The following is a 21,022-nucleotide window of genomic DNA, read 5'->3' as shown; positions in this document are numbered from 1 at the left end:
GCCGGGCACCATATCCCCCCGATCGTCTTCCCTCGATTCGGCCTTTCTCCGGACCGGCCTTCTCGATTCGGCTTTCTCAGGAACGCCGGGCGGCCGCGACCCGGCGCATCGTGAACCCGAGCCGTGTGTAGGTGGCCACCGCCGCCGTGTTCCCGTAGTCGACCAGCAGCGCCACCCGTTCCCGGCCGTCGAGCAGCTCGTTCGCGGTGAAAGCGCAGATCGCCGCCCCCAAGCCGCGGCCCCGCGCGGACGGCCGGGTCGCCACTCCCGACAGGAACCCGACCTCCGGCGCCGACCACGCCTCCGCAGCCACCGCCAGCAGCTCACCGTCCGTGCCACGGATGCCGGCCCAGCGCCGCACATCCGGGTCCCCCGGCCAGGCATACGAATCCGGATAGGCCTCCCGGATCAACTCGGCCACCGCGGGCCAGTCCGCTTCGGTGAGCCAAACCGGTCCCCCACCGTCATCCCCACTCGACGGAATCCGCGTCGCCGTCTCCCCGTGTTTCACCCGCGCGGTCGTCTCCACCCGCTTCACCGGGACGGTTGTCTCCATCCAGGCGAACCTGGCGCTCACCTCCAGTTCCGGCAGCCGGGCGACCACCTCGGTGATCAGTTCCTCGGTGCCGAACGGCCGGAACGTCTCCCCCGTCTCCGCCAGCACCACCCTCAGCAGGTCCGCCACCGCCGCCGGTTCGCCGCTCGTCACCAGCCGGTCCCAGTGCGCCAGTTCCGGGCAGGCGACGACCACCGCGCCCGATCGCTCCCACCGGCACGCGCCCCGTGCGTGCAAGGCCCAGCGGATCAACGGGTCAGCGATCTCGATCATGGCCGTCATGGTGCCATTGACCAGGTCTGGCATCCTCGGCCCGGTGCCGAAGCGACCCGCCCTCACCACCCTTTCCGCCCGCGCCGCCGCGCGCTTCAGCCGGGTCGCGGTTCACCTCCCCGCGCGCTTCTCCCGCGTCGCGCCTCGCCTCCCCGCACTCCTCACCCGGATCGCCGCGTTCTTCAGCGCCCGGCGCCTGCGCCGCCTGATCACGGTGGGCGCGCTGGGCATGGCCGTCGCGGTGGCTGTCGTCCTCGGCTGTTCCCAGTGGATACGTTCGGCCGCCGACGGTCACATCTATGACGCCGCCTCCGTTCCCGCCGCCCCTGTCGCCCTGGTCCTCGGCGCTCAGGTCGGTGCGGACGGCCAGCCGTCGGCCTTCCTCGCCGCGCGCCTGGAGATCGCCCGCCAACTACTGGCAGCCGGAAAGGTGAAGGCGATCCTGGTCTCCGGCGACCACGGCCGCTGGGCCTACGACGAGCCCGGCGCCATGCAGAACTGGCTGGTGGCCAACGGGGTCCCCGCCGACCGGGTGGCCCTCGACCACGCCGGCTTCGACACCTACGACTCGTGCTCCCGAGCCAACAAGATCTTCGGCGTACGCGAGGCCATCGTCGTGACTCAGGACTTCCACCTGCCCCGAGCCGTGACCCTCTGCCGCGAACAGGGCATCGAAGCCACCGGCGTGGGCGACTCCTCTGTCCGGGTCTTCAAACAGATGTGGGTACGCGGGGAGGTCCGCGAGTACGGAGCCGCCGTGAAAGCCGCCGCTGATGTCCTGACCGCCCGCGACCCGATCTTCCTGGGCCGGTACGAAACCAGCGTCGACCAGGCCGTCAGCCTCAGCTGACCACAGCGCCCCGTCACTGATGCCTTGTCAGTGGTGGCCGTCAGTGACGGCCCGCCAGTCGGGACTCACCGGCGGGCCAGGTCGCCGGCCCCGCCGTGCATGATCAGGACGTCGGCGATCCCGCAGGACTTGCCGGAATGCCAGACGTGCCGGTGCGGGCCGGCCGTCACGAAGCCGAGACGGTGATAGAGCCTGATCGCCCCGGCGTTGGCCACCTCGACCTCCAGGGTGAGCTCGGCGAACCCCCGATCCGCCACCAGACCGGCGACATGCCTGATCAACGCGGTCCCACCGCCGCGCCCACGCTGCTCCGCCCGGATCTCCAGGGCGTACAGCAACGGTCGCGCCGCGTCATCACACCCGCCGTCCCACCGAATGCCGACAATCCCGGCGGTCAGGTCGCCGTGAACGGCCACGAGCAGCGATTCCTCACCCGATACGGACGAGGCCAGCCGCCGGTCGAAGCGGTCGGGATGCGGCCAGAAGGACAGCACCGCATCCCGGTCACCCGGCACCGCGTCCCGGATCACGAACCCGTCGGGCATGATCCCTCCGTCACAGGAGATCGGCTGCGAGACTCACCCGCAGGTAGGCGTCGACCCAGGCCTGGGCGGTCTCGATACCCGGGTCGGGGCTGATCCGGGCGGCCAGTTCGCCGAACGCCGAAGCCACCCGATGCAGGCCGGCCCCGGCCAGTGAGCCACGGGCGGTCCCCAGCCGCTCGGCATAAGCCGGCGGCAGATGGGCGAGCCCACTGTGCGCGGCCTCGGCCAAGACTTCCCGGGCGGCCGCCACCACAGCCGCCAGCACATCCGTCGTCCCGTCGTCGACCGAAGCGGCTCCGGGTTCCACCCCACCACAGACTTCACCCCCCGGAGCACCACTCCCGCCCAATCGTCCTTCGCCTTCCACAACCGGCAACGCCATGTCCGAAGCTGCGGCTGGATGCGGAGCACTCACCGGAAGGACATCCCCGCTCGACAACCCGTCATCCGCAGCCGGCAGCGCCGATGAGGCGGCTGGTGGCCCGGCGGGGTGCGTGACCGTCAAGGTGGGGAAGTCGGCAGGGGAAGCCAGGTCGGGGACCACCGGTGGGCCGTCGGCGGCGATCGCGTAAGGGTCGATCACCAAGCCGCCGCCACTGCGGTGAATGCTGCCGGCCACGTAGCGGGGGCGGCCCCGGGTGCCGTTCAGGGCGGCGGCCACCGCGTCCAGGCGGGCCGGAGCCACCGCCGAGTGCGTCGCCACCACCGTGGCCGTGTTGCCCAGGCTGTCGCGGATCTGCACCGTCAGGCGCTGGGCTCCGGGCGCGTAGTGGCTCTCGCCGACCTCGGCGATCTCCAGGACGCGGACCAGGTCGGCTCGCACCCGGGCGCGGACCGGGCGGGGTGGCATGGCGTCCAGTTCGGCGGCGAACTTCGCATAGTCATGCACCCGCAAGGCGGATGGCAGGTGTTCCCAGGCGCCGGTCGAGGCGGTCACCGTGGACTTGGCGACGCGGCTGGCGGTCAGGCGCACCGAACGGCTGGCGCTGCGGATCGCGGATTCGGTCACCAGGGTTCCGGCGGCCAGCGCGGCGATCGTGGCACCGGCCAGGCGGCGTCTCGACAGGGCCGGGCCGTCGTCGGTGGCGGTCCACTGCCGGTGTGACACCAGGACCACACCACTGGCTGCCTGGCCGTGGAAGATCTCGACCCGGCGTTCGTCGTCGACCGCGGTGACTCGGGCACCGAGGCCGTCCAGTCGTACTCTCCGCAATGGGGTCTCGGCCGCCTCCTCCGTACCGAGCACCCGGGAACGCACGGCCGTGCCGCCGCCCGCGATGACGGCACGATGCCGGGCGAACAACTCGGCGATCAGATCGGCGAGTACGTCCGGGGAGTAACGAGCGCCGCGATCCCGGTAGGCGGCGAGCTGACCGGCGAGTTCGGTGACGGCGTCGAGCGGCCACCGCAGGCTGCTCTTCTCCAGGGCGGTGATCTGCCCAGCGGCCATCGCGGCCAGCCCGGCACCCGCGTGTACGGCACCGGCCCGCAGTACCTCGGCGGCGAACTCCACCACCTGTTCGAGCCCGGAATCGGAGGTGGCGGCCCCGGTTCGTGACCCGCCGACGTCGACCACACAGTCGTCGGCGCCCGGCTGCTGCTCGTCGGCGGCCCGGAACGCCCAGACGGCCAGGGCGATCACATCGTCTCGGACACCGGCTTTGGCGTCGGTGTGCACGTATCCGAGATCGTTCGGCACCAGGAACCGGACCGTCGCCGCGGGTAGTTCGGCCACCGGAACCGGTCCGCGCCGGATCCGGGCGGTGTATCCGCCACGTTCGGCCCGGCGGGCCGCGTCGACGAGCCGTGCCCCGATCCGGCCGACCAGATCAGCGTCGCTGAACGCTCCGGGCGACCACGACACGGACACCCTGGCAGGCGGCTTCTCCGCGGCGGGCGACCCGGCAGGCGACGACTCACCGGCGTCCGACGTGGTGGCGGCCAGTTGGATGGCGGCCGACGCGGCAACGGACGGCTCGGCCGTCGGGACCGCGACGGCGGACTGCGACACGGTGGACGGCGTGGCGGCCGACGATGACGCGGCGGATGGTGGGGCGGTGGAGACGTGCTGGTAGGCGAAGACCAGGCCGATCAGGTGGCGGCACACCCCGGTCGCGCCGCACGAGCAGGTGCCCCGGTCCAGGCCGCCTTCCGGGAGTTCGGTGTGAATGCCGTCGGGCCAGCCGGCCACGATCGTGGTCTGCCGGGCGGACAGCAGCGGGGATTCGCGCTCGACCTCCCGGGCGGCCCGTTTCACCAGGCCCCGGTTGGCGAGTGCGGCGAGAGCGGCGTCGTCGAGGGCGAGCAGGTCGGCGCGTACCGGCAGGCTCATCGGCCGACCCGCTCGGCGACGAACGCGGCCAGTTCACCCGGAGTCATCGCGCCGACCCAGGCGCCGACGTCGGCGAGTCGCTGGGCACAGGCCCGGTCGTACGCCGGATCCGCCTGTTCGTCGAGAGCCGCCAGACCGAGAACGATCGTGCCCTGCTCGACGAGTTCCCGCACCGCCCGCACCAGGGTCGCCTCCGATCCGCCCTCGTAGAAGTCACTGATCACCGCCACGATCGCTCGTCGTGGCTGCTCGACGAGCTGAGCCGCGAACCGGACCGCGCGCCCGATGTCCGTACCCCCGCCGAGCTGGGTCTTCATCAACAGTTCGACAGGGTCGCTGACGTCGGAGGTGAGGTCGACGACGTCGGTGTCGAAGGCGATCAGATGGGTACGCACCCCGGGCAGCCCCCACAGGCAGGCCGCCGTGACCGCCGAGTGGATCACCGAGTCGAGCATCGACCCGGACTGGTCGACGAGCAGGATCACCTGCCACTGGGTGAGCTGGCGCCGGGTCCGGGACGTGAAGTACGGCGTCTCGACATAGATCCGCCCTTCGTCCGGCCGGTAGTTGCCGAGGTTCGCCCGGATCGTGCGCCGGGCGTCGAAGTCGCGGGCCTGTTTGAACCGGCTGGACCGCCGGGACCGGGCGCCGGAGAAACTCTGCCGGACCTCGGTGGCGAGCCGTTCCATCAGATCGCGGACGACCGCTTCGACGATCCGCCGGGCCAGCCGCAGCACCTCGGGGTTCATCAGATGCTTGGTGCGGAGCACAGCACGCAGCAGGGACGGGTTCGGCTCGATCCGTTCGAGGACCTTCGGGTCGGTGACGATGTCGTCGATCTCGTACCGTTCGACGGCGTCGCGCTGCAGACGTTCGACGGTCTCCTTCGGGAACAGCCGGGTGATGTCGTCGAGCCAGTCCACGGTGGTGATCTGGGACGGGCCGGAACCGCCCTGGCGCCGCCGGATGTCACGCCGGTCCAGTTCGCCGTCGCGGCCGTAGAGCCAGTCCAGGGCCGCGTCCCGGGCGGCTGCGTCACCGCCGGGTTCCCCGAGGCTGCCACCGGCGGGTTCGCCCAGGACCAGCCGCCATCGTTCCAGTCCGGCGTCGGTCATGCCGTCTCCCTCAAGCTGATCAGCCCCGCTCGCACGAGTCGCTGCTCGATGGTCTCGTCCAGCGCCATCCCGGCCGCCACCAGCCGCGGATCGCCGGTGGCCCGCAGCAGGTCACGCCCCGATCCGGCGAGCCCGCGCCGGGCCAGCAACCGGTCACCGATGGTGGCCCGCTCCCGCGGCGGAAAATATTCGAACGCCTGCCGCAGCGCCGGTAACGCCACCAGGAAGTCCTCAGCGGCGAACCCGCTGATCAGATCGTCGAGCAGGTCGAGGATCCCGTCCGGCGCGAGCACCGGCTCCCGGGCCACCCCGAAGAGCCCCGCCAGCCAGTCCCCCGCGGTCCCCGCCGCGAACGCTCCCCGAACCGCATGATCCGGCGCCGGAAAAGGCTCCCCGCTCCCACCGGAGCCCGAGGAGCCCCCGCCACGGCCTGGACCGGGCGGCGAACCACCGGGCGCGACGGGCGGATCGTCAGCGGCCACCGAGTCCGCCGGGATCACGAGGCCAGCGGGCTCAAGGCTGACGGGCTCAAGGCCAGCGGGAACGGCAGGCGCAAGGCCGGCGGGTGGTGCGGTGGCGGCGAGGAGGGTTCGGCCGAGGCCGTAGAAGGCGCCGCGAAGGTCCGGCGGTGCGGCGCGGTCGGCGGCGATCCGGCCGGCTGATTCAACGGCGGCGGTACGGTCGACGCCCACCGCCCCGGCGTGCAACACCGCGTCGCGGACCGCCACGACGGCGGCGATCCGGGTCCGGTCGGCGGGTGCTCCGGCCGCGTGCCAGCCCTCGGACAGCCAGAGGATCCGGCGGGTGGCTGCGGCGATCACGGTACCGAGGGTGTCGCTGCCCGCGGTACCGAGCAGCCGGTCGTGCCGCCACAGAGCCAGGGTGATCGCCAGGACCCGGCCCAGTTCGGCCAGGTCGCTCCCGGCGGCGACACCGCGTTCGAGTAGGGCGGGGACATCGGTGCCGAGGTCGGTGACCCCGCTGAGCGCCGCGTCGAAGAGCGCGTCGGCGAGCCGGGCCAGGTCTCCGGACGATCCGGCGATGCGCTGAGTGATCAGGGCGGCGGTGGCGGCCTCCAGTGTCGGGCCGTAGCCGCCGGCCTCGATGAGTGCGGCGAGCCGGTGCTCGTGCGCGGTGGTGGTCCATCGTTCCCGCAGCACCGGGTCGATGCCGGTGGCCGGCCCGGCGTCACGCCGGAAGCCCGGCACCCCGAGGACCCGCAGGCGGTGCAGGACCCGGCTGACGGTACGGCCGTGCGCCTCGGTGAGGTCGGCGGTGTGTTCGCCGGGTTCGTCGAGGCGGTACCGCTCCAGTTCGGCGGTGGCCGCGTGGACGAGCGGCGGCAGCGGGGTGTCCGGATGCAGCCGCCCGACCCGTTCCCCGCTGAGCGCGGCGGTCATCTCGACGACGGCCGGATGCTGCCCGGCGCTGACGGTCCCGCGCACCGCCCACGGCAGTGGCACTTCCAAAGCTTCGCTGACCAGCGCGGACGCCAGCCCGTCGAGCACGTCGACTCGGGCCGGGTGGTCGTGCCCGCGCAGCAGTGCGAGCGCTTCGGCCCCGGCACGGGCGGCGATCAGGTCGGCCGTGGAGACAGGCTGACCGCGTTTCCGCAACCGCCCCGCGACGGCGGTCACCAGGTATCGGGCCGCTTCCTCCGGGCCGCTCTCCCAGAGCCGCTGGTAGTACTCGGGTGACGGCATCCCCGACTGGTATCCCCCGAACGCGTCCAGCCGCCGGAACGAATACGGCACCAGATAGCTCCCGGCGGTAGCCCCGTCCGGCGGAGCGGGAATCTCCGGCCACCCGGCCCCGCCCGCCGCCGAGCCGGCCCCGGAAGACCGGGATGTGAGCGGGGAGAAACCCGCCACGGCGCCGGGAGATTCAGAAGCAGGCGGGGATGACGACGCGGCGGCAGGCGCCACGGCCGAGAAGGCCGGAGTCTGGGTGGGGGTGGGCGCGGGGATGGGCGCGGGCGCGGATGTGGGGATCGGCGGGTCAGCCGGTGTGGTGGCCAGGCGGAGGAGGGCGGGGCGGTGGAAACCGCCGACGACCGCGACGACCGGGCGGTCACCGGCCTCGGCACACGCGGCCCGGAGCCAGGCGGCCATGTAGGCCTCGCGGGCCGTGTCGGAGGGGCCGGCCGCCGTGTCGCCGCGGATCAGCTCGAAGTAGGCGGCCAGGCGGTCGGCCAGACCGTCGGCCGGCGCCATCTCGACGACGTGGTCCCAGAGGGCGTCGCTGTTGTCGACGCCGAACTCGGTGCACAGCCGGTCGACGGCTTCGGCGTAGCGCAGTTCGGCGTCGGCATAGCGGTTGTCGCGGTCGGCGAACGCCTCGTGCCAGGCCGGCAGGTCGATGAACCGGAGTTCCGCCCCGCTCGCGTGGCCTGCGCGCAGGGCCTCCCACTCGGGTGAGTACTCGCAGAACGGCGCCCACGAGCCGTGCCGCCGCTGTTCGTCGAGGTAGCTGGTGAAGACCGCCACCGGCAGGTCGTGGCCGAGCAGGAGTTCACCGATCCGCGCGTTCATGTCGGCGGGCCCCTCGATCAGCACGAACGCCGGCTGGAGCGCGGCGATCGTGGTGCCGACCAGGCGGGCGCAGGCGGGGCTGTGGTGCCGGACCCCGATGACGGTGAGGTTCATCCGCCGGGCAGTTCCCGGCGCGCGTCCCGCAGCTCACGCCATTGCGGTCCGGACCGCCACGAGGTGTGCTGCTCCAGGTAGCGGCGCAGTTTCGCGAGGTCTTCCGGGCTGTCCTTGGCGGCGGTGCCGGCCAGGCAGGAGACCAGGTCGGTGGTGGTGCCGGCGGTGCCGTTGAGGAACCAGCCGCGCAGCCCGACGGCGTGGGCGACCGACACCGCCTCGGCGGTGCTCATCACCGACGACAGTCTCTCCATCTCGTCGCCGCGCCCGGTACGCCCGGTGCGCAGTTCCCGGAACGCGGTGACCAGCACTTCGAGCACGTCACGACGGGGCGGGGCGGTGACGCCGGAGCGCCGCAGCAGGGCGCCGGCCTCGGTTTCGACCAGAGCCAGTTCGGTGTCGAAGTCGCCGATCGGGAAGACCGTCTCGAAGTTGAAGCGCCGTTTCAGCGCCGAGCTCATGTCGTTGACACCCCGGTCGCGGGTGTTCGCGGTGGCGATGATGTTGAAGCCTTCCCGGGCGAACACCATGCTCGCGGCACCGGGCAGCTCGGGCACCGCGAGGACCCGGTCGGACAGCGGGGAGAGAAGGCAGTCCTGCACTTCGAGGGGGCAACGGGTGATCTCCTCGAAGCGGACCACCTTGCCGTGGGCCATGCCGCGCAGCAGCGGTGCCGGGACCAGGGACCGCTCGGTCGGGCCCTCGGCGACGAGGAGGGCGTAGTTCCACGAGTATTTGATCTGGTCCTCGGTGGTGGCCGCGCCGCCCTGGATGGTCAGGGTCGAGTCGCCGCTGACGGCCGCCGCGAGCAGTTCGGACAGCAGCGACTTGGCGGTGCCGGGCTCGCCGACGAGCAGCAGACCGCGACTGGTGGCGAGGCTGACCAGGGCCCGGTCGATGAGTGACGGGTCGCCGACGAACTTGCGGGTGACGCCGAGGTTCTCGTCGCCGACGACGAACGCACGGGCGGCCCGGAGGCTGAGCGCCCAGCCGGGCGGGGTGGGCGCGTCGTCGGCGGCGCGGAGACGAGCCAGCTCGTCGGCGTAGCGAACCTCGGCCGGCGGCCGCTGAACGTGCTCCGGCGCGGAGGACGAAGCGGAGGACGACGCGGAAGGCGAAGCAGCGGAGGCCCCGGAAGGCGAAGCAGCGGAGGCCCCGGAAGGCGAAACGAAGGACGAAGCGGAGTTCGGCGGGGTGGAACGGGTCACGGGAGCACCTCGGATAGTTCGCGCAGCGCCTCGGCGGCGGTGATCGGATCGAGTTCGCGGATGTGGTCGTCCTGGTCCCGGCGGGACCAGTGGTACGCGGCGGCCGGCTCCACGAAGATCGCCTCGATCGTCTGGTCACCGAGGACGTCGACGGCGCCGACCGGGATACCGGGGTCGATCGCCACCACCAGGTGCCGGGCGCCGGGAACGTCGCGTTCGAACCAGCCCTGCACGCCGCCGTCCTGCGGGCTGCCGCGCCGCCATCCGCGCCGTTCCAACCCGAGCAGTGTGGTGCTGGGCACGGTGCGGCCGGTGAATCCGGCGGCCCGCTCCGGGGTGAGCGGTTCGGTGCCCCGGCCGAGCTGGTCGAACGGCTGGAGGATCTCGTAGTCGGCGAACAACTCGACCCAGGTGGCCAGGTCGTCGCCGAGGTGCAGTGGGTGACCGATCCCGATCAGGGCGTCGTCGGGCAGGGTGACGGTCTCGTCGGTGCGGTCGGCGAGGCTGCCGTCCTCGGCCAGGCGCAGCCCACCGGCCGGGCGCCCGGCCTCGTCGAAGCGCACCCAGACGAGCCGCCGGACCAGGTGCCGTAGCAGCGGATGCCCGGCGAGGAACTGCCGGAAGCCGGCGCCGGTCCACCGGCGCTGGTCGACCATCGCCCGTTCCAGTCGGCGCACCTGGTCGGTGGCGATGGCGCGAACGTCCTTCTTCAGGGCGGTGAACCGCTGGTAGGCCTCCGGGGCGAGGACCGGGTCGTCCTGCGTACCAGGCTTGGGAAGGGCTTTGAGCTTTTTACCGCCGGCATCGGTGACGTAGGGCTTGAGCTGCTCGTCGAAACCGACGGTGAAGGTGCGGCGCCCGTAGTCCAGGGTGAGGCTGCCGGTCTCGCCGAGGCCCAGGTCGGGGACGAGGCGGTCGGCCAGTTCCTCGCTGGTGAGCCCGAGCCCGGCCGCGAGCTCGGCGATCTTCTCCTCGGCACGCTCCTTCAGGCCTTTGAACTTGACCTTCTGCGCGATGCCGTTGAGGTACATCAGGGCCACGTCGGTGCCGATCGTGGCGAGCACGTCGAGCCCGGTGACCGCGCGGGTGTGGCCGCCCTCGCCGGGCCAGGCGCGGATCACCGGGGCCAGCCGCCGGACCGTCTCGTCGTCGCCGAGCAGGCCGAGGGCGTCGAGCGGCCAGCTCGCCTTGGCCGGATGGCCGGCCTCGCGCCACTCGGTGAACAGGACCCAGGCGAACTCGGCCAGGTCGGCCGGCTCGCACTCGGCGGCGACCAGGGGCAGGCCCGGGTAGACGCCGTCGAGACGGGACAGGGCGAGCATGGTCAGCAGGTGCCGGACGGCGTCGGCGGGCAGCGTGCCGCGACCGCCGGTGAGCCGGACCGGGGGCAGCACCGCCGGGTTCGCCCAGTCGGGCACCGCGGGGATGACCTTGGGCAGGATCGTCACCGGATCGACGGCCAGGATCTCCTCGGCCGCCGCGACGGCCTCCGGGCCGTGACCGGCGGCGGCGGTCAGGACCTCGTCGCGGGGCAGGACACGCAGCGCGGCCTCGGCCTCGGTCCGGGTCTTGCCCACCTTGCCCACGGCGATCGGGATCAGGGCGCGGGCGGCGAACGCCGGGTGGCGGGCGAACCAGGCCAGGGCTGTCGTGCGGATCGCGCGGGACTTGGCGAGCCATCCGGCCATCAGCAGCGCCACCTCGGCGGTGGCGGCCGGGAGCAGCACCGGCGCGCCCGCGACCGGGGTGCGTTTCGCCGCCGCGACCAGGGCCGGGACGGCGTCGGCCTGGTAGCGGGCGAGCAACTCGGGACCCCAGTCGTCCAGATAGTGGGTCCACTCCGGGCGCCAGCCGGTGATCCGGGACAGGGTCACCTCGTCGGGGCCCTGCAGAAAGAAGAACGTCTCGTGCCACGGGTTGGCCCGGCTGGTGCCGAAGTCGGCGGCGATGGTCGCCCAGTCGCGGGAGCCACCGTGCCGGGCGGGCCAGGATCCGTCGCCCCAGCTCTCCCGCTCACCCGGCGCCCACTCCACCTGGGGCGCGTCGTCGCCGATCAGGCCGGTGACGACCAGGGGCTTGCGCGGGACCGGGTCGGTCCAGGGCGGGCTGACCAGGATCGGCGGCAGGTCGGCGGGGCCGGCCACGTCGCCGCCGACCGCGGTCAGCACGGCGTGGGCGGCGTCGAACCGGCCGGCGGCCTCGTCGGTGAGCAGGGGCCGGACCTCGTCGGCGAGGTCACGATGGTTGGCCAGGTGGTTGCGCAGCAGCCGGTCGCCGACCGGCGCCTCAGCCAGCAGCCGCAGGGCCCGGGCCGGGGAGCGACCGGCCGAATCGGCGATCGCGGCGGCCACGTCCGGCTGGTCGAGCCGGACGAGCAGGGCGGTGAAGGCCGCGTCGCCACCGATCGTGGTCAGCAGGGTGAGCAGTCTGCGCCGCAGCTGCGCGGCGGTCGTGGTGGCGTCGAGCCACTGGGCCAGCGCCGGGGCGGCGGCCGGGCCGAGCGTGGCGGTGAAGGTGTAGACGACCTCGTTCCAGTTCAGCACCTGCCACGGGCTGAGTGGGGCGGCCAGCCGGGCGGCCGCCGCCTCGTCGGTGACGACGGTCAGCATCAGGGCCTTCAGCCCGTCCCGTCCGGAGACCGCCAGCAGCGCGCCGGTGATGTCGGTGGCCCACCCGGTCTCGTCGGGGGTCAGCACCGAGACGGTCACCCGCTGCAGCAGCGACGGCCCGCGCACCGCGGCCAGAGCGGCGACGACCTGTGCATACTCCCCCGCGGGGACAGCGGCGACGGCGCGCCGCAGCCGGAAGGCCATCGGCAGCAGAACCCGGGTGGCGAAGCCGTCGGCGTCCAGGTCCGGCACGGCCCGGGTGATCGGGCGGTCGACCCGCTGACTCCCGTGGAAGATCGTGGTCAACTCGGCGACGGCCGCCGCGGCGAAGGGCAGCCCGTGCCGGGAGCGCCACAGCTCGGTGAAGGCGAGCAGCTCCTCCTGCCGGGGCCACTGCAGCACGTTGGCCACCGCCGCGGCCACGACCGCCGCGCCGAGCGGGGAGGGGGCCTCGCCGGAGAGATGGGCGTGCCCGGCAGCGGACAGGTCGCCGGGGGTGAGCCGATGGCCGAGCGCGCCCCGGACGTCGCCGTCGAAGGCGGTCAGCAGCTCGTCGGCGGCGGTGACCTCGGCGAGCTTGACCTGTGGGAACGCCGGGGCGTCACCGCGACGCGGCAGCAGGAACCGTTTCCACCCGGCCGGCACGACAAATGTCACGGCTCACTCTCCCAGGCATCGCTCGATCGGTCGGCTGAACCCTAACGACCCCCTCCGACAAAAAGGGGAACACATCGACGTCCATGGACTTCCCGATCGGGATGGGACAGAGTGAGGGACATCGGTGCGGGCCGTGCAGGCGGCCGGCCCGCGCCGATGTTTGCGGGAGAACACCCGCCCGTGGCAGGATTTGCGGGCGGTCGTGTGAAAGCACACGGTCCCGACTTCTTGAAAGAGTGACGCCAATGCCCTCGGCCCGGCCCTTCGGCCGCCGCTGACGCTCGCACGCCCAGCAGGCGGCCCCGCGAAATCTTCCGCGTAGGCATCCGTTTCTCTGGCGAAAAGGCTTCACTCATCATGGATCTGCGCATTCAGCGCTCCGTCGTGTCCAACCTCCGTACCCGGCCGCAGGCCATCGACACCGGCCCGTTCGTGGCCGGGTTCGACCCGGAGACCGACAGTCCCTACATCAACTACGCCACTCCCGTGCCCGGTGTCCCGATCACGGCAGCCGACATCACCGCCCTGGTCACGGCATTCGCCGGCGCGGGCCGCAAACCCCGCCTGGAGTACGTGACCAGTTGCTCCCCGGAGCTGGAAGGGCTGCTGCTCGGTGCCGGATTCACCGTCGAGGAGCGCAACCAGTACCTGATCTGCTCCCCGTCGACGCTGAACGCTCCCCCCGTACCCACCGGTCTGGAATTGGTGGAACCGGAGACGGACCGGGACCGGGCCGCCATCGTCTCCGCGCAGAACGAGGCCTTCGGCGAGTTCCCGGACGATCCGTCCGAGGCCGCCGTGGCCCGGATGCGCCGTAGTCAGGAGCGCGGCGGAGTGGTCCTCGGCGCCCGCTCGGCTGACGGTGTCTGGGCTGGTGGCGGGCAGTCGAGCCCACCGAACGACGGCCTGAGCGAGGTGGCCGGGATCGCGGTGCGGGAGCAGTTCCGGCGGCGTGGTCTCGGCGGGGCGATCAGTGCGGGCGTCACCCGGCGGCTCTTCGAGGGCGGCGCGGAGTTCGCCTGGCTGGAGGCGTCCGGCGACGACTCCTGGCGGGTCTACGAGCGGGTCGGGTTCGTGCCGTCCGGGTACCGGCTGTACATCTCGCAAGGCTGACCGAAGAACCCACCGATTTCAGGTGCGTGCCGGTGCGACGATGTCGACCATGACGGTCGACTACACGGTGCGGCTGCGGTTCTCCGACGAGTCGCGGGCCACGGCCACCCACACGAACCTCTCTGCCATCCGCCTCGACGGGCGGGCCCTCTGGATCGCCGGCGACGAGACGGCGACGGTCGAGCGGTTGCTCGCCGACGATCCGGAGCGGCCCACCGAGTTCGGGGCGGAGGCACGGTTCCGGCTGGCCGATTTCGTCGATCTGCCGGGCGCTGACGCCGACGAGGAGGCGGACGTGGAGGGCCTGGCCCGCACCGGCCGCTTCCTCTGGGCGATCGGTTCGCACAGCCTGCGCCGCAAACAGATCAAGGACCGCCACGAGGGCCCGCGGGCACTGCGCCGGCTGGCCCGCGTGGAGGGGCAGGACAATCGGCAGATCCTGGTGCGGCTGCCGATCGCCGACGTGGACGGGATCCCCACCCCGGTCCGGGAGCTGCACGCGGACGGCATGACACACCGGGCCGCCGCCCTCAGCCGGCGCGACGATCTGCGGCGGCTGCTGCGCGATGACGAGCATCTGGCCCCGTTCCTGGCGATTCCGGGCAAGGACAACGGCCTGGACGTCGAAGGCATCGCCGTACGCGGGGACAGGGTCTTCGTCGGGTTGCGCGGCCCGGTGCTGCGCGGTTGGGCGTTCGTGCTGGAGTTGCGGCCCTACGTGCTCGACGACGAACCCACCCGGCTGCGGCTGCACCGTTTCGAGGACGGGTCCCCGTACCGCAAGCATGTCCTTGATCTTGATGGTCTGGGGGTGCGTGACCTCTGCCCGATCGGCGACGACGTGCTGATCCTGGCCGGTCCGACGATGGATCTGGACGGGCCGGTGCGGATCTACCGCTGGCACGGTGCGTTCGCGGCCGAGGTCCCGACGATCGTGCGCGACGTTCTGATCAGCCGGGTGCTGGAACTGACCTATGGCGAGGGTGACGATCACGCCGAGGGCCTGAGCCTGCTCGGCACCGACCGGGTGCTCGTCGTCTACGACAGCCCGGCCCCGATCCGGCTCGGCACGGACGGCACGGTCATCGCCGATGTGCTTGAACTGCCCTGATGCGGCAGGTCTACGCCCATCAGGCGACGCTCGTGCCCGAGCCCGGCACCGATCCGGGAGCCACGCTCGCCGATGCTCTCCCGCAACACCACGTCGCGGTTGTTGCCGCCGGGGACGAGATCCGTCTGCGGGTGCTCTTCGCGGCCGAGCCGGACCGGGTCGGCGAGGCACGGTCCGGCATCGACGCCGCGCTGGCCGCCGGTGGCTGGCGGGTGCGCGACTCCGGTTGCACCCGCCTGGATCCGTCCGAGCGCCCGCACGCCCGCGGGCTGCTGCGGAGAAGTGTCGCTAGGTAGCAGGGCTGAGGAAGCGACTGACCGCGGCCGGAGCGTCCGCGGCGGGACCGCGCCAGGCCACGTAGCCGTCCGGGCGGACGAGGACCGCCTCACTGCCGGAAATCGCCGGGACCGCCACGAGCAGGCGATCGGCGTGACCAGGCACGGACCGATCGGTGAGAAGGACGTGCCGGCCCTCGCGAAGCGCCTGGTAAAGGCGGCTGCCCTCGGCCAGCGCGACGTCGGTGGCCCGCGGTGCTCCGGGGTAACCGATGCCGACGCCGGAGACGACACCCGTGGCGCGGCGGGCCACCGGCGGAAGGCCGAGCAGCATGTTGCCCAGGGTGTTGCGGAGGGCACGGGCCGGAGCCGAGTGGATCATCGCCATCCGGATCAGGGCGCCGCTGCTGCGCAGGACCAGCCGGCCGACCGGGTGGCGCTCGGCCTCGTAGGTGTCGAGCAGGCCGGCGGGCGCCCAGCCCTGGATGGTGGCGACCAGTTTCCAGGAGAGGTTCGCCGCGTCCTGCAGACCGGTGTTCATGCCCTGGCCGCCGGCCGGGGAGTGCACGTGAGCGGCGTCGCCGGCGAGCAGGATCCGGCCCACCCGGTAGCGCGGGGACTGCCGTTCGTCGCTGTGGAACCGGGCCAGCCAACGGGCCTCGGTGATGCCGAAATCGGTGCCGTGCACCCGGCGGGTCACCCCGCGCATCTCGTCGAGCGTCACCGGAACGTCGTCGCCGACCTGGTGCCGGCGGTCCCAGGCGAAGATCCGGTACCACCCGTCACCGAACGGCGCGACCATGGCGAACGCGTCACCGACCGCGTTGACGGCCAGCACGTCCTCCGGCGGGGTGGCCAGGCGGACGTCGGCCAGCATGATCGAGGTGAGCACGGCCTTTCCGGGGAACGGCAGGCCGAGCGCATCGCGGACGGTGCTGTGCACCCCGTCGGCGCCGACCACCCAGTCCGCGGTGACCGTCTGCTCGCCGAACTCCAGGGTGGCCCGCTCGTCGTCCTGCCGCAGGCCGGTCAGCGCGGCGCCGCGCTCGATCCGGGCGCCCGCCGCCACGGCCCGCTCCTCGAGCGCTTCCTCCACCCGCGACTGCGGGGTGATCAGCAGGAACGGGTAGCGGGACGGCAGCCGGGACAGGTCCAGCCGGATGCGGTCGAAGAGGCGCAGGTGTTCGACTTTCGCGCCGCCGGCCACGATGCGGTCGGCGAGGGCCCGGGCGTCGAGCAATTCGAGCGTACGGGCGTGCACGCCGAACGCCCGGGTCAGGTTGGACGTGTTCGCCCGTCGTTCGAACAGGGTGACCGGGATCCCGGCCCGGGCCAGGTCGCCGGCGAGCAGCAGACCGGTCGGACCGGCCCCGATGATCGCGACAGTGGTGTGCACGACGTCCTCCCCACGTTTGCCAACAGGTGTTGGCAAAACCATATGCGGCGTCGCGAAGCCAGGTCAACACTTGTTGGCCAACGCCCGTTGGCATAAGCTGAAACCATGACGACCCGCCGCTCCGACACCACCCGGGCCGCCATCCTGGCCGCCGCCCGCGAGCGCTTCGCGACCGACGGCTTCGAGCGCGCCACCATCCGCGCCATCGCCGCCGACGCCCGCATCGACCCGTCGATGGTGATGCGTTACTACGGCAACAAGGAGGCCCTGTTCGCTGCGGCCGCCGACTTCGACCTGCGCCTGCCCGAGCTCGGCGACACCCCGGCCGGCCAGATCGGCGACACCCTGGCCCGGCACTTCCTGCACCGCTGGGAGGGTGACGAGACCCTGCTGGCGCTGCTGCGGGCGGCGGTCACCAAACAGGCCGCGGCCGACCGGGTCCGCACCGTCTTCGCCACCCAGATCGGCCCGGTCGCCGCCCGCCTGGCCCCCGCCCCGGACCAGGCCCCCACCCGGGCCGGACTGGTCGCGACCCAGATGCTGGGTTTCGCCCTGTGCCGTTACGTGCTGCGGCTCCCTCCGGTGGTGGACCTGACCCCCGACGAGGCGGCCGGCTGGCTGGGCCCGACGATCCAGCGCTACCTGACCGCCGACTGAACAGAGACAGGCCGGGCCGGTGGAGTGAACCACCGGCCCGGCCTGTTCTGATCCGGATTACGCGCCGCGGAGGGTCGCTCCGAAACGGGACGCGGTCAGGGCCACCGCGGTGTCGCGAGCGGTGATCGTCTCCTCGGAGGTGAGGGTGCGATCGGCGGCCCGGAACGTCAGCTTGTACGCCAGGGAACGCTTGCCCTCGCCCAGCTGCTCGGACTCGTAGACGTCGAACAACGACACCGACTCCAGCAGCGGGCCGGCGCCCTCGGCCAGCGCCGCCTGGACCTCGGCGGACGGGACCGTCTCGTCGAGGATCAGGGCGACGTCGATCAGGGCCGGCGGGAACGTGGAGATCTTCGGGGCCTCGACCACCGGGGACTCCGGCAGGGCGTCGAGGTCGAGCTCCGCGGCCGACGTGCGTTTCGGCAGCTCCAGGGCGGCCAGCACGGCGGGGTGCAGTTCGCCGGCGTGGCCGACGACCTCGCCGTCGACCAGCACGGCAGCGCACCGTCCGGGGTGCCACGGCGCGCGTTCGGCCGCGCGTACCGCGATCCGGTCCTCGGTGACGCCCGCGGCGGCGAGCGTGACGCGCGCCGCCTCGATGGCGTCCGCCCACGTCGCGGCCCGGCCCGCACCCCACCAGCCGGCCGGGTCGATGTCGCCGGACAGGACGACGGCCAGGTGCCACGGCTGCTCGGGGACGATCGCGTTGGCGGCCGCCCATTCGGCATTCGTGGGCCGGCGGTCCACGCCCAGGGCCGGCGGGGAGATCGAGGTCAGGTGCGGCAGGAACACCGTGCCGGCCTCGAACAGGGCCACGTCCCGGCGGCCCCGGCCCAGGTTCCGCTTCAGGGTGCCGAGCAGCGGGCCGAGCAGCGTGGTGCGCAGCAGCGGCTCCTCCTCGGACAGCGGGTTGGTGAGGCGGACGGCGCTGCGCCGGGGGTCCTCGGGGGCGAGCCCGAGAGCGTCGGCGGTGCCGGGTGCGACGAACGGGTACGACAGGACTTCGACGTAACCGTTCTCGGCGAGCGCCCGGCCGATCGACCGGCGCCGCTTCTGCGCGGGGGTGAGCCCACGGCTGGCTCCGGCGGGCGGCAGCACGCTCGGGATCTCGTTGTAACCGCCGAGCCGCGCCACCTCCTCGATCAGGTCGATCGGGGCGACCAGGTCGGGACGCCAGGTCGGCGGCACGACACTGAGCACCTCGTCCCCGGTGACCTCGCAGCCGATCTTGCGCAGCAGGTCAGCCGACTGGGCGCCGGTGTAGGGCAGGCCGATCAGACGCGACGGCGCGTCAACCGGCAAGGTCAGGGCGACCGGCGCCACCACGTTGTCGATGTCCAGGACCCGCTCGTCGACGGTCCCGCCGGCGTGCTCGACCAGGATGTCGACGGCCTTCTGCAGCGCGGCGAGCGGCAGCGCCGGGTCGACGCCCCGTTCCCAGCGCTTGGCGGCCTCGCTGAACAGCTTGTGCCGGCGGGCGGTACGGCCGACCATGACCGGGTCCCAGTGGGCGGCTTCGAGAAGCACGTTCACGGTGCCCTCCTGCCATTCACTGGTCTCGCCGCCCATCACCGCGGCCAGCGAGATCGGGCCGGTCTCGTCGCAGATCACCATGTCCTCGGCGTCGAGCACCCGCGCGACACCGTCCAGGGTGGTCAGCTTCTCGCCGGACCGGGCCCGCCGGACGACCAGGCCGCCGTGCAGCCGGTCCAGGTCGAAGACGTGCATCGGCTGACCGAATTCGAGCATCAGGTAGTTGGTGATGTCCACCGGCAGCGAGATGGCCCGGATGCCGGCCTGGATCAGGCGGCGCTGCATCCACTCGGGAGACTGCGCGGCCGGGTCGACACCACGGACGACCCGGGCCGCGAACCGGTCACAGCCGACGGTGTCGTCGATCACGACCGGATGCGGGACGTCTTCCGTTCCGGCGGCCGACGCGAGGTCGGCAACATCGACGAAACCCACGTTGAAGTACGTGGACAGCTCCCGTGCGATGCCACGGACACTCATCTCGTACCCGCGGTCCGGGGTGATCTCGACCTCGATCAGCACCTCGTCCAGTCCCACGACCGGCCGTGCGTCGATACCGGGCGTCACACCCTCGGCAGCGGGCAGCACGATGATGCCCTCGTGGTCGTCGGAGACTCCCAGCTCCCGGGCCGAGCAGATCATGCCGTGCGAGTTCCGCCCGTACGTCTTGCGCGCACCGATCTTGAACCCGCCGGGCAGTTCGCCACCGGGCAGGATGACCACGACGAGGTCGCCCTCGGCGAAGTTCCGCGCACCACAGACGATCTCCTGCGGGGTGCTCCGGCCCACGTCGACGGTGGTGAACCGGATCGGCTTCTTGAAACCGGTCAGCTCCTCGATCGTCAGCACCCGGCCGACGACCAGGTCACCGAGGATCGTCCCGGCCTGGTCGACGATGCTCTCGACCTCCATGCCGAGATTCGTGAGCGCCGTGTCCAGCTCCGAAGCGGTGATCCCCGCGGGCAGCTCGACGTACTCGCGCAGCCACGACAGTGACGTCTTCATCGCTTCAGGACTCCATTCCGAAGTTCGTGGTGAACCGCACGTCGCCCTCGACCATGTCGCGCATGTCGGAGACACCGTTGCGGAACATCAGGGTCCGCTCGACACCCATGCCGAACGCGAATCCCGAGTAGACGGCCGGGTCGATGCCGGCGGCGGTGAGCACCCGCGGGTTGACCATGCCGCAGCCACCCCACTCGACCCAGCGCGGGCCGTCGCGGTGCTCGGCGAACCACACGTCGAACTCGGCGGACGGCTCGGTGAACGGGAAGTAGTGCGGGCGCCAGCGGGTCTTCGCGTCCGGGCCGAACAGCGCCCGCGCGAAGTGGTCGAGAGTGCCGCGCAGGTGCGCCATGGTGATGCCCTCGTCGATGACCAGGCCCTCGATCTGGTGGAACACCGGGCTGTGCGTGGCGTCCAGCTCGTCGGTCCGGTAGACGCGGCCGGGGCTGACCACGTAGATCGGCGGCTGCCGGTCCAGCATGGTGCGCACCTGACCGGGTGACGTGTGGGTGCGCATCACCAGGCCGGGCAGGTCGACGAAGAAGGTGTCGGAGGCGCCGCGGACCGGGTTGTCCGGGCCGATGTTGAGCGCGTCGAAGTTGGCCCACTCCAGTTCGAGCTGGGGACCGTCGATGATCTCGTAGCCCATGCCGATGAAGATGTCGCCCATGTGCTCCATCAGCGTGGTCAGCGGGTGCCGGGCACCACGCGGACGACGGGACCACGGCAGGGTGACGTCGACCCGCTCCTCGACCAACACCCGGGCGGCGCGGTCGGCTTCGAGTTCGGCCTGGCGGGCGTCGTAACCGGCCTGCACGGCCTGGCGGGCGATGTTGACACGCTTGCCGGCGTCGGATTTCGCGGCCGGCGGCAGCGAGCCGATCTCCCGGCGCGCGAGCGACACCGGGGAACGGTCACCGAGGTGGGCCGGCTTCAGAGCCTGGAGCGCGTCGAGGTCGGCGGCGGCGGCGAACGCCTTCTCGGCCTCCGCGACGGCGGCCTCGAGAGACTCGGGGGCCAGCAGGACGGCCTGCTTCGGATCGTACGGATCGTTGCGGTAGGACATGGTAGGGCGAACTCCCTCACACCGGATTTGCCATCGAGCGCAGCGAGGGCCGCGAAGTGGCGACAAAACGGGGACA

Annotated in this window: 15 protein-coding genes; 5 read left to right on the top strand and 10 right to left on the bottom strand. The window is 72.2% G+C overall.

Going from position 1 to position 21,022, the window contains the following annotated elements; genetic code table 11:
• Positions 1 to 76: 76 nt before the first annotated feature.
• On the bottom strand, positions 77 to 829 hold the full coding sequence (locus BLU81_RS44015; protein ID WP_092558525.1) for a GNAT family N-acetyltransferase: 753 nt from the start codon (positions 827 to 829) through the stop codon (positions 77 to 79).
• Between the two features lie 43 nt (positions 830 to 872).
• Between BLU81_RS44015 and BLU81_RS44010 the strand changes: the two genes are divergently transcribed.
• Positions 873 to 1,679 (top strand): SanA/YdcF family protein, encoded by an 807-nt coding sequence (locus BLU81_RS44010; RefSeq protein WP_373873250.1) that lies wholly within the window; start codon positions 873 to 875, stop codon positions 1,677 to 1,679.
• A gap of 65 nt (positions 1,680 to 1,744) precedes the next feature.
• Here the strand turns inward: BLU81_RS44010 and BLU81_RS44005 are convergent, their stop codons facing one another.
• The 6 genes from BLU81_RS44005 to BLU81_RS43980 all read right to left on the bottom strand — a co-directional run bounded on the left by BLU81_RS44005 (position 1,745) and on the right by BLU81_RS43980 (position 12,790).
• Positions 1,745 to 2,224, bottom strand: a complete 480-nt coding sequence (locus BLU81_RS44005; RefSeq protein WP_092555236.1) for a GNAT family N-acetyltransferase — start codon at positions 2,222 to 2,224, stop codon at positions 1,745 to 1,747.
• Between the two features lie 10 nt (positions 2,225 to 2,234).
• Positions 2,235 to 4,556 (bottom strand): hypothetical protein, encoded by a 2,322-nt coding sequence (locus BLU81_RS44000; RefSeq protein ID WP_092555234.1) that lies wholly within the window; start codon positions 4,554 to 4,556, stop codon positions 2,235 to 2,237.
• The gene (locus BLU81_RS43995) at positions 4,553 to 5,671 is read right to left on the bottom strand and encodes a VWA domain-containing protein (protein WP_092555232.1); all 1,119 of its coding nucleotides are present in this window, start codon (positions 5,669 to 5,671) and stop codon (positions 4,553 to 4,555) included. The genes BLU81_RS44000 and BLU81_RS43995 overlap by 4 nt, the downstream gene beginning before the upstream one ends.
• Complete coding sequence (locus BLU81_RS50055; RefSeq protein WP_197686044.1) at positions 5,668 to 8,316, bottom strand: DUF5682 family protein; 2,649 nt, start codon at positions 8,314 to 8,316, stop codon at positions 5,668 to 5,670. The genes BLU81_RS43995 and BLU81_RS50055 overlap by 4 nt, the downstream gene beginning before the upstream one ends.
• Positions 8,313 to 9,350 carry an ATP-binding protein gene (locus tag BLU81_RS43985; RefSeq protein ID WP_092558521.1) on the bottom strand — a complete coding sequence of 346 codons (1,038 nt, stop codon included), beginning with the start codon at positions 9,348 to 9,350 and terminating at the stop codon, positions 8,313 to 8,315. Before BLU81_RS43985 ends, BLU81_RS50055 begins: the two co-directional genes overlap by 4 nt.
• Before the next feature lie 170 nt (positions 9,351 to 9,520).
• Positions 9,521 to 12,790: a DUF4132 domain-containing protein gene (locus BLU81_RS43980; protein ID WP_157752028.1), complete on the bottom strand. Its 3,270-nt coding sequence runs from the start codon at positions 12,788 to 12,790 to the stop codon at positions 9,521 to 9,523.
• Between the two features lie 357 nt (positions 12,791 to 13,147).
• On the opposite strand from BLU81_RS43980, the gene BLU81_RS43975 reads away from it, so the two are divergent.
• The 3 genes from BLU81_RS43975 to BLU81_RS43965 are packed head-to-tail and all read left to right on the top strand — an operon-like array spanning position 13,148 to position 15,310.
• Entirely contained in the window at positions 13,148 to 13,903 is a 756-nt protein-coding gene (locus tag BLU81_RS43975) for a GNAT family N-acetyltransferase (protein WP_092555228.1), read from the top strand.
• Between the two features lie 49 nt (positions 13,904 to 13,952).
• A complete protein-coding gene (locus BLU81_RS43970) occupies positions 13,953 to 15,014 on the top strand; it encodes a DUF3616 domain-containing protein (protein WP_092558520.1) in 1,062 nt (353 codons plus the stop codon).
• Positions 15,014 to 15,310 carry a hypothetical protein gene (locus BLU81_RS43965; protein WP_092555226.1) on the top strand — a complete coding sequence of 99 codons (297 nt, stop codon included), beginning with the start codon at positions 15,014 to 15,016 and terminating at the stop codon, positions 15,308 to 15,310. Before BLU81_RS43970 ends, BLU81_RS43965 begins: the two co-directional genes overlap by 1 nt.
• Here the strand turns inward: BLU81_RS43965 and BLU81_RS43960 are convergent.
• Positions 15,303 to 16,727, bottom strand: a complete 1,425-nt coding sequence (locus tag BLU81_RS43960; protein WP_092555224.1) for an FAD-dependent monooxygenase — start codon at positions 16,725 to 16,727, stop codon at positions 15,303 to 15,305. The genes BLU81_RS43965 and BLU81_RS43960 overlap by 8 nt on opposite strands.
• A gap of 63 nt (positions 16,728 to 16,790) precedes the next feature.
• On the opposite strand from BLU81_RS43960, the gene BLU81_RS43955 reads away from it, so the two are divergent.
• A complete protein-coding gene (locus BLU81_RS43955; protein WP_092555222.1) occupies positions 16,791 to 17,342 on the top strand; it encodes a TetR/AcrR family transcriptional regulator in 552 nt (183 codons plus the stop codon).
• Positions 17,343 to 17,399: 57 nt separating this feature from the next.
• Here BLU81_RS43955 and pheT read toward each other — a convergent pair whose 3' ends face one another.
• Entirely contained in the window at positions 17,400 to 19,880 is a 2,481-nt protein-coding gene (gene pheT, locus BLU81_RS43950; RefSeq protein WP_092555220.1) for a phenylalanine--tRNA ligase subunit beta, read from the bottom strand.
• 4 nt (positions 19,881 to 19,884) lie between these two features.
• Entirely contained in the window at positions 19,885 to 20,946 is a 1,062-nt protein-coding gene (locus tag BLU81_RS43945; RefSeq protein WP_092555218.1) for a phenylalanine--tRNA ligase subunit alpha, read from the bottom strand.
• Positions 20,947 to 21,022: the final 76 nt, after the last annotated feature.

The organism is Actinoplanes derwentensis, from assembly GCF_900104725.1.
Lineage (GTDB): Bacteria > Actinomycetota > Actinomycetes > Mycobacteriales > Micromonosporaceae > Actinoplanes > Actinoplanes derwentensis.
The sequence above is the reverse complement of the archived record's forward strand: the minus strand, read 5'-3'. Positions and strand labels throughout refer to the sequence as shown.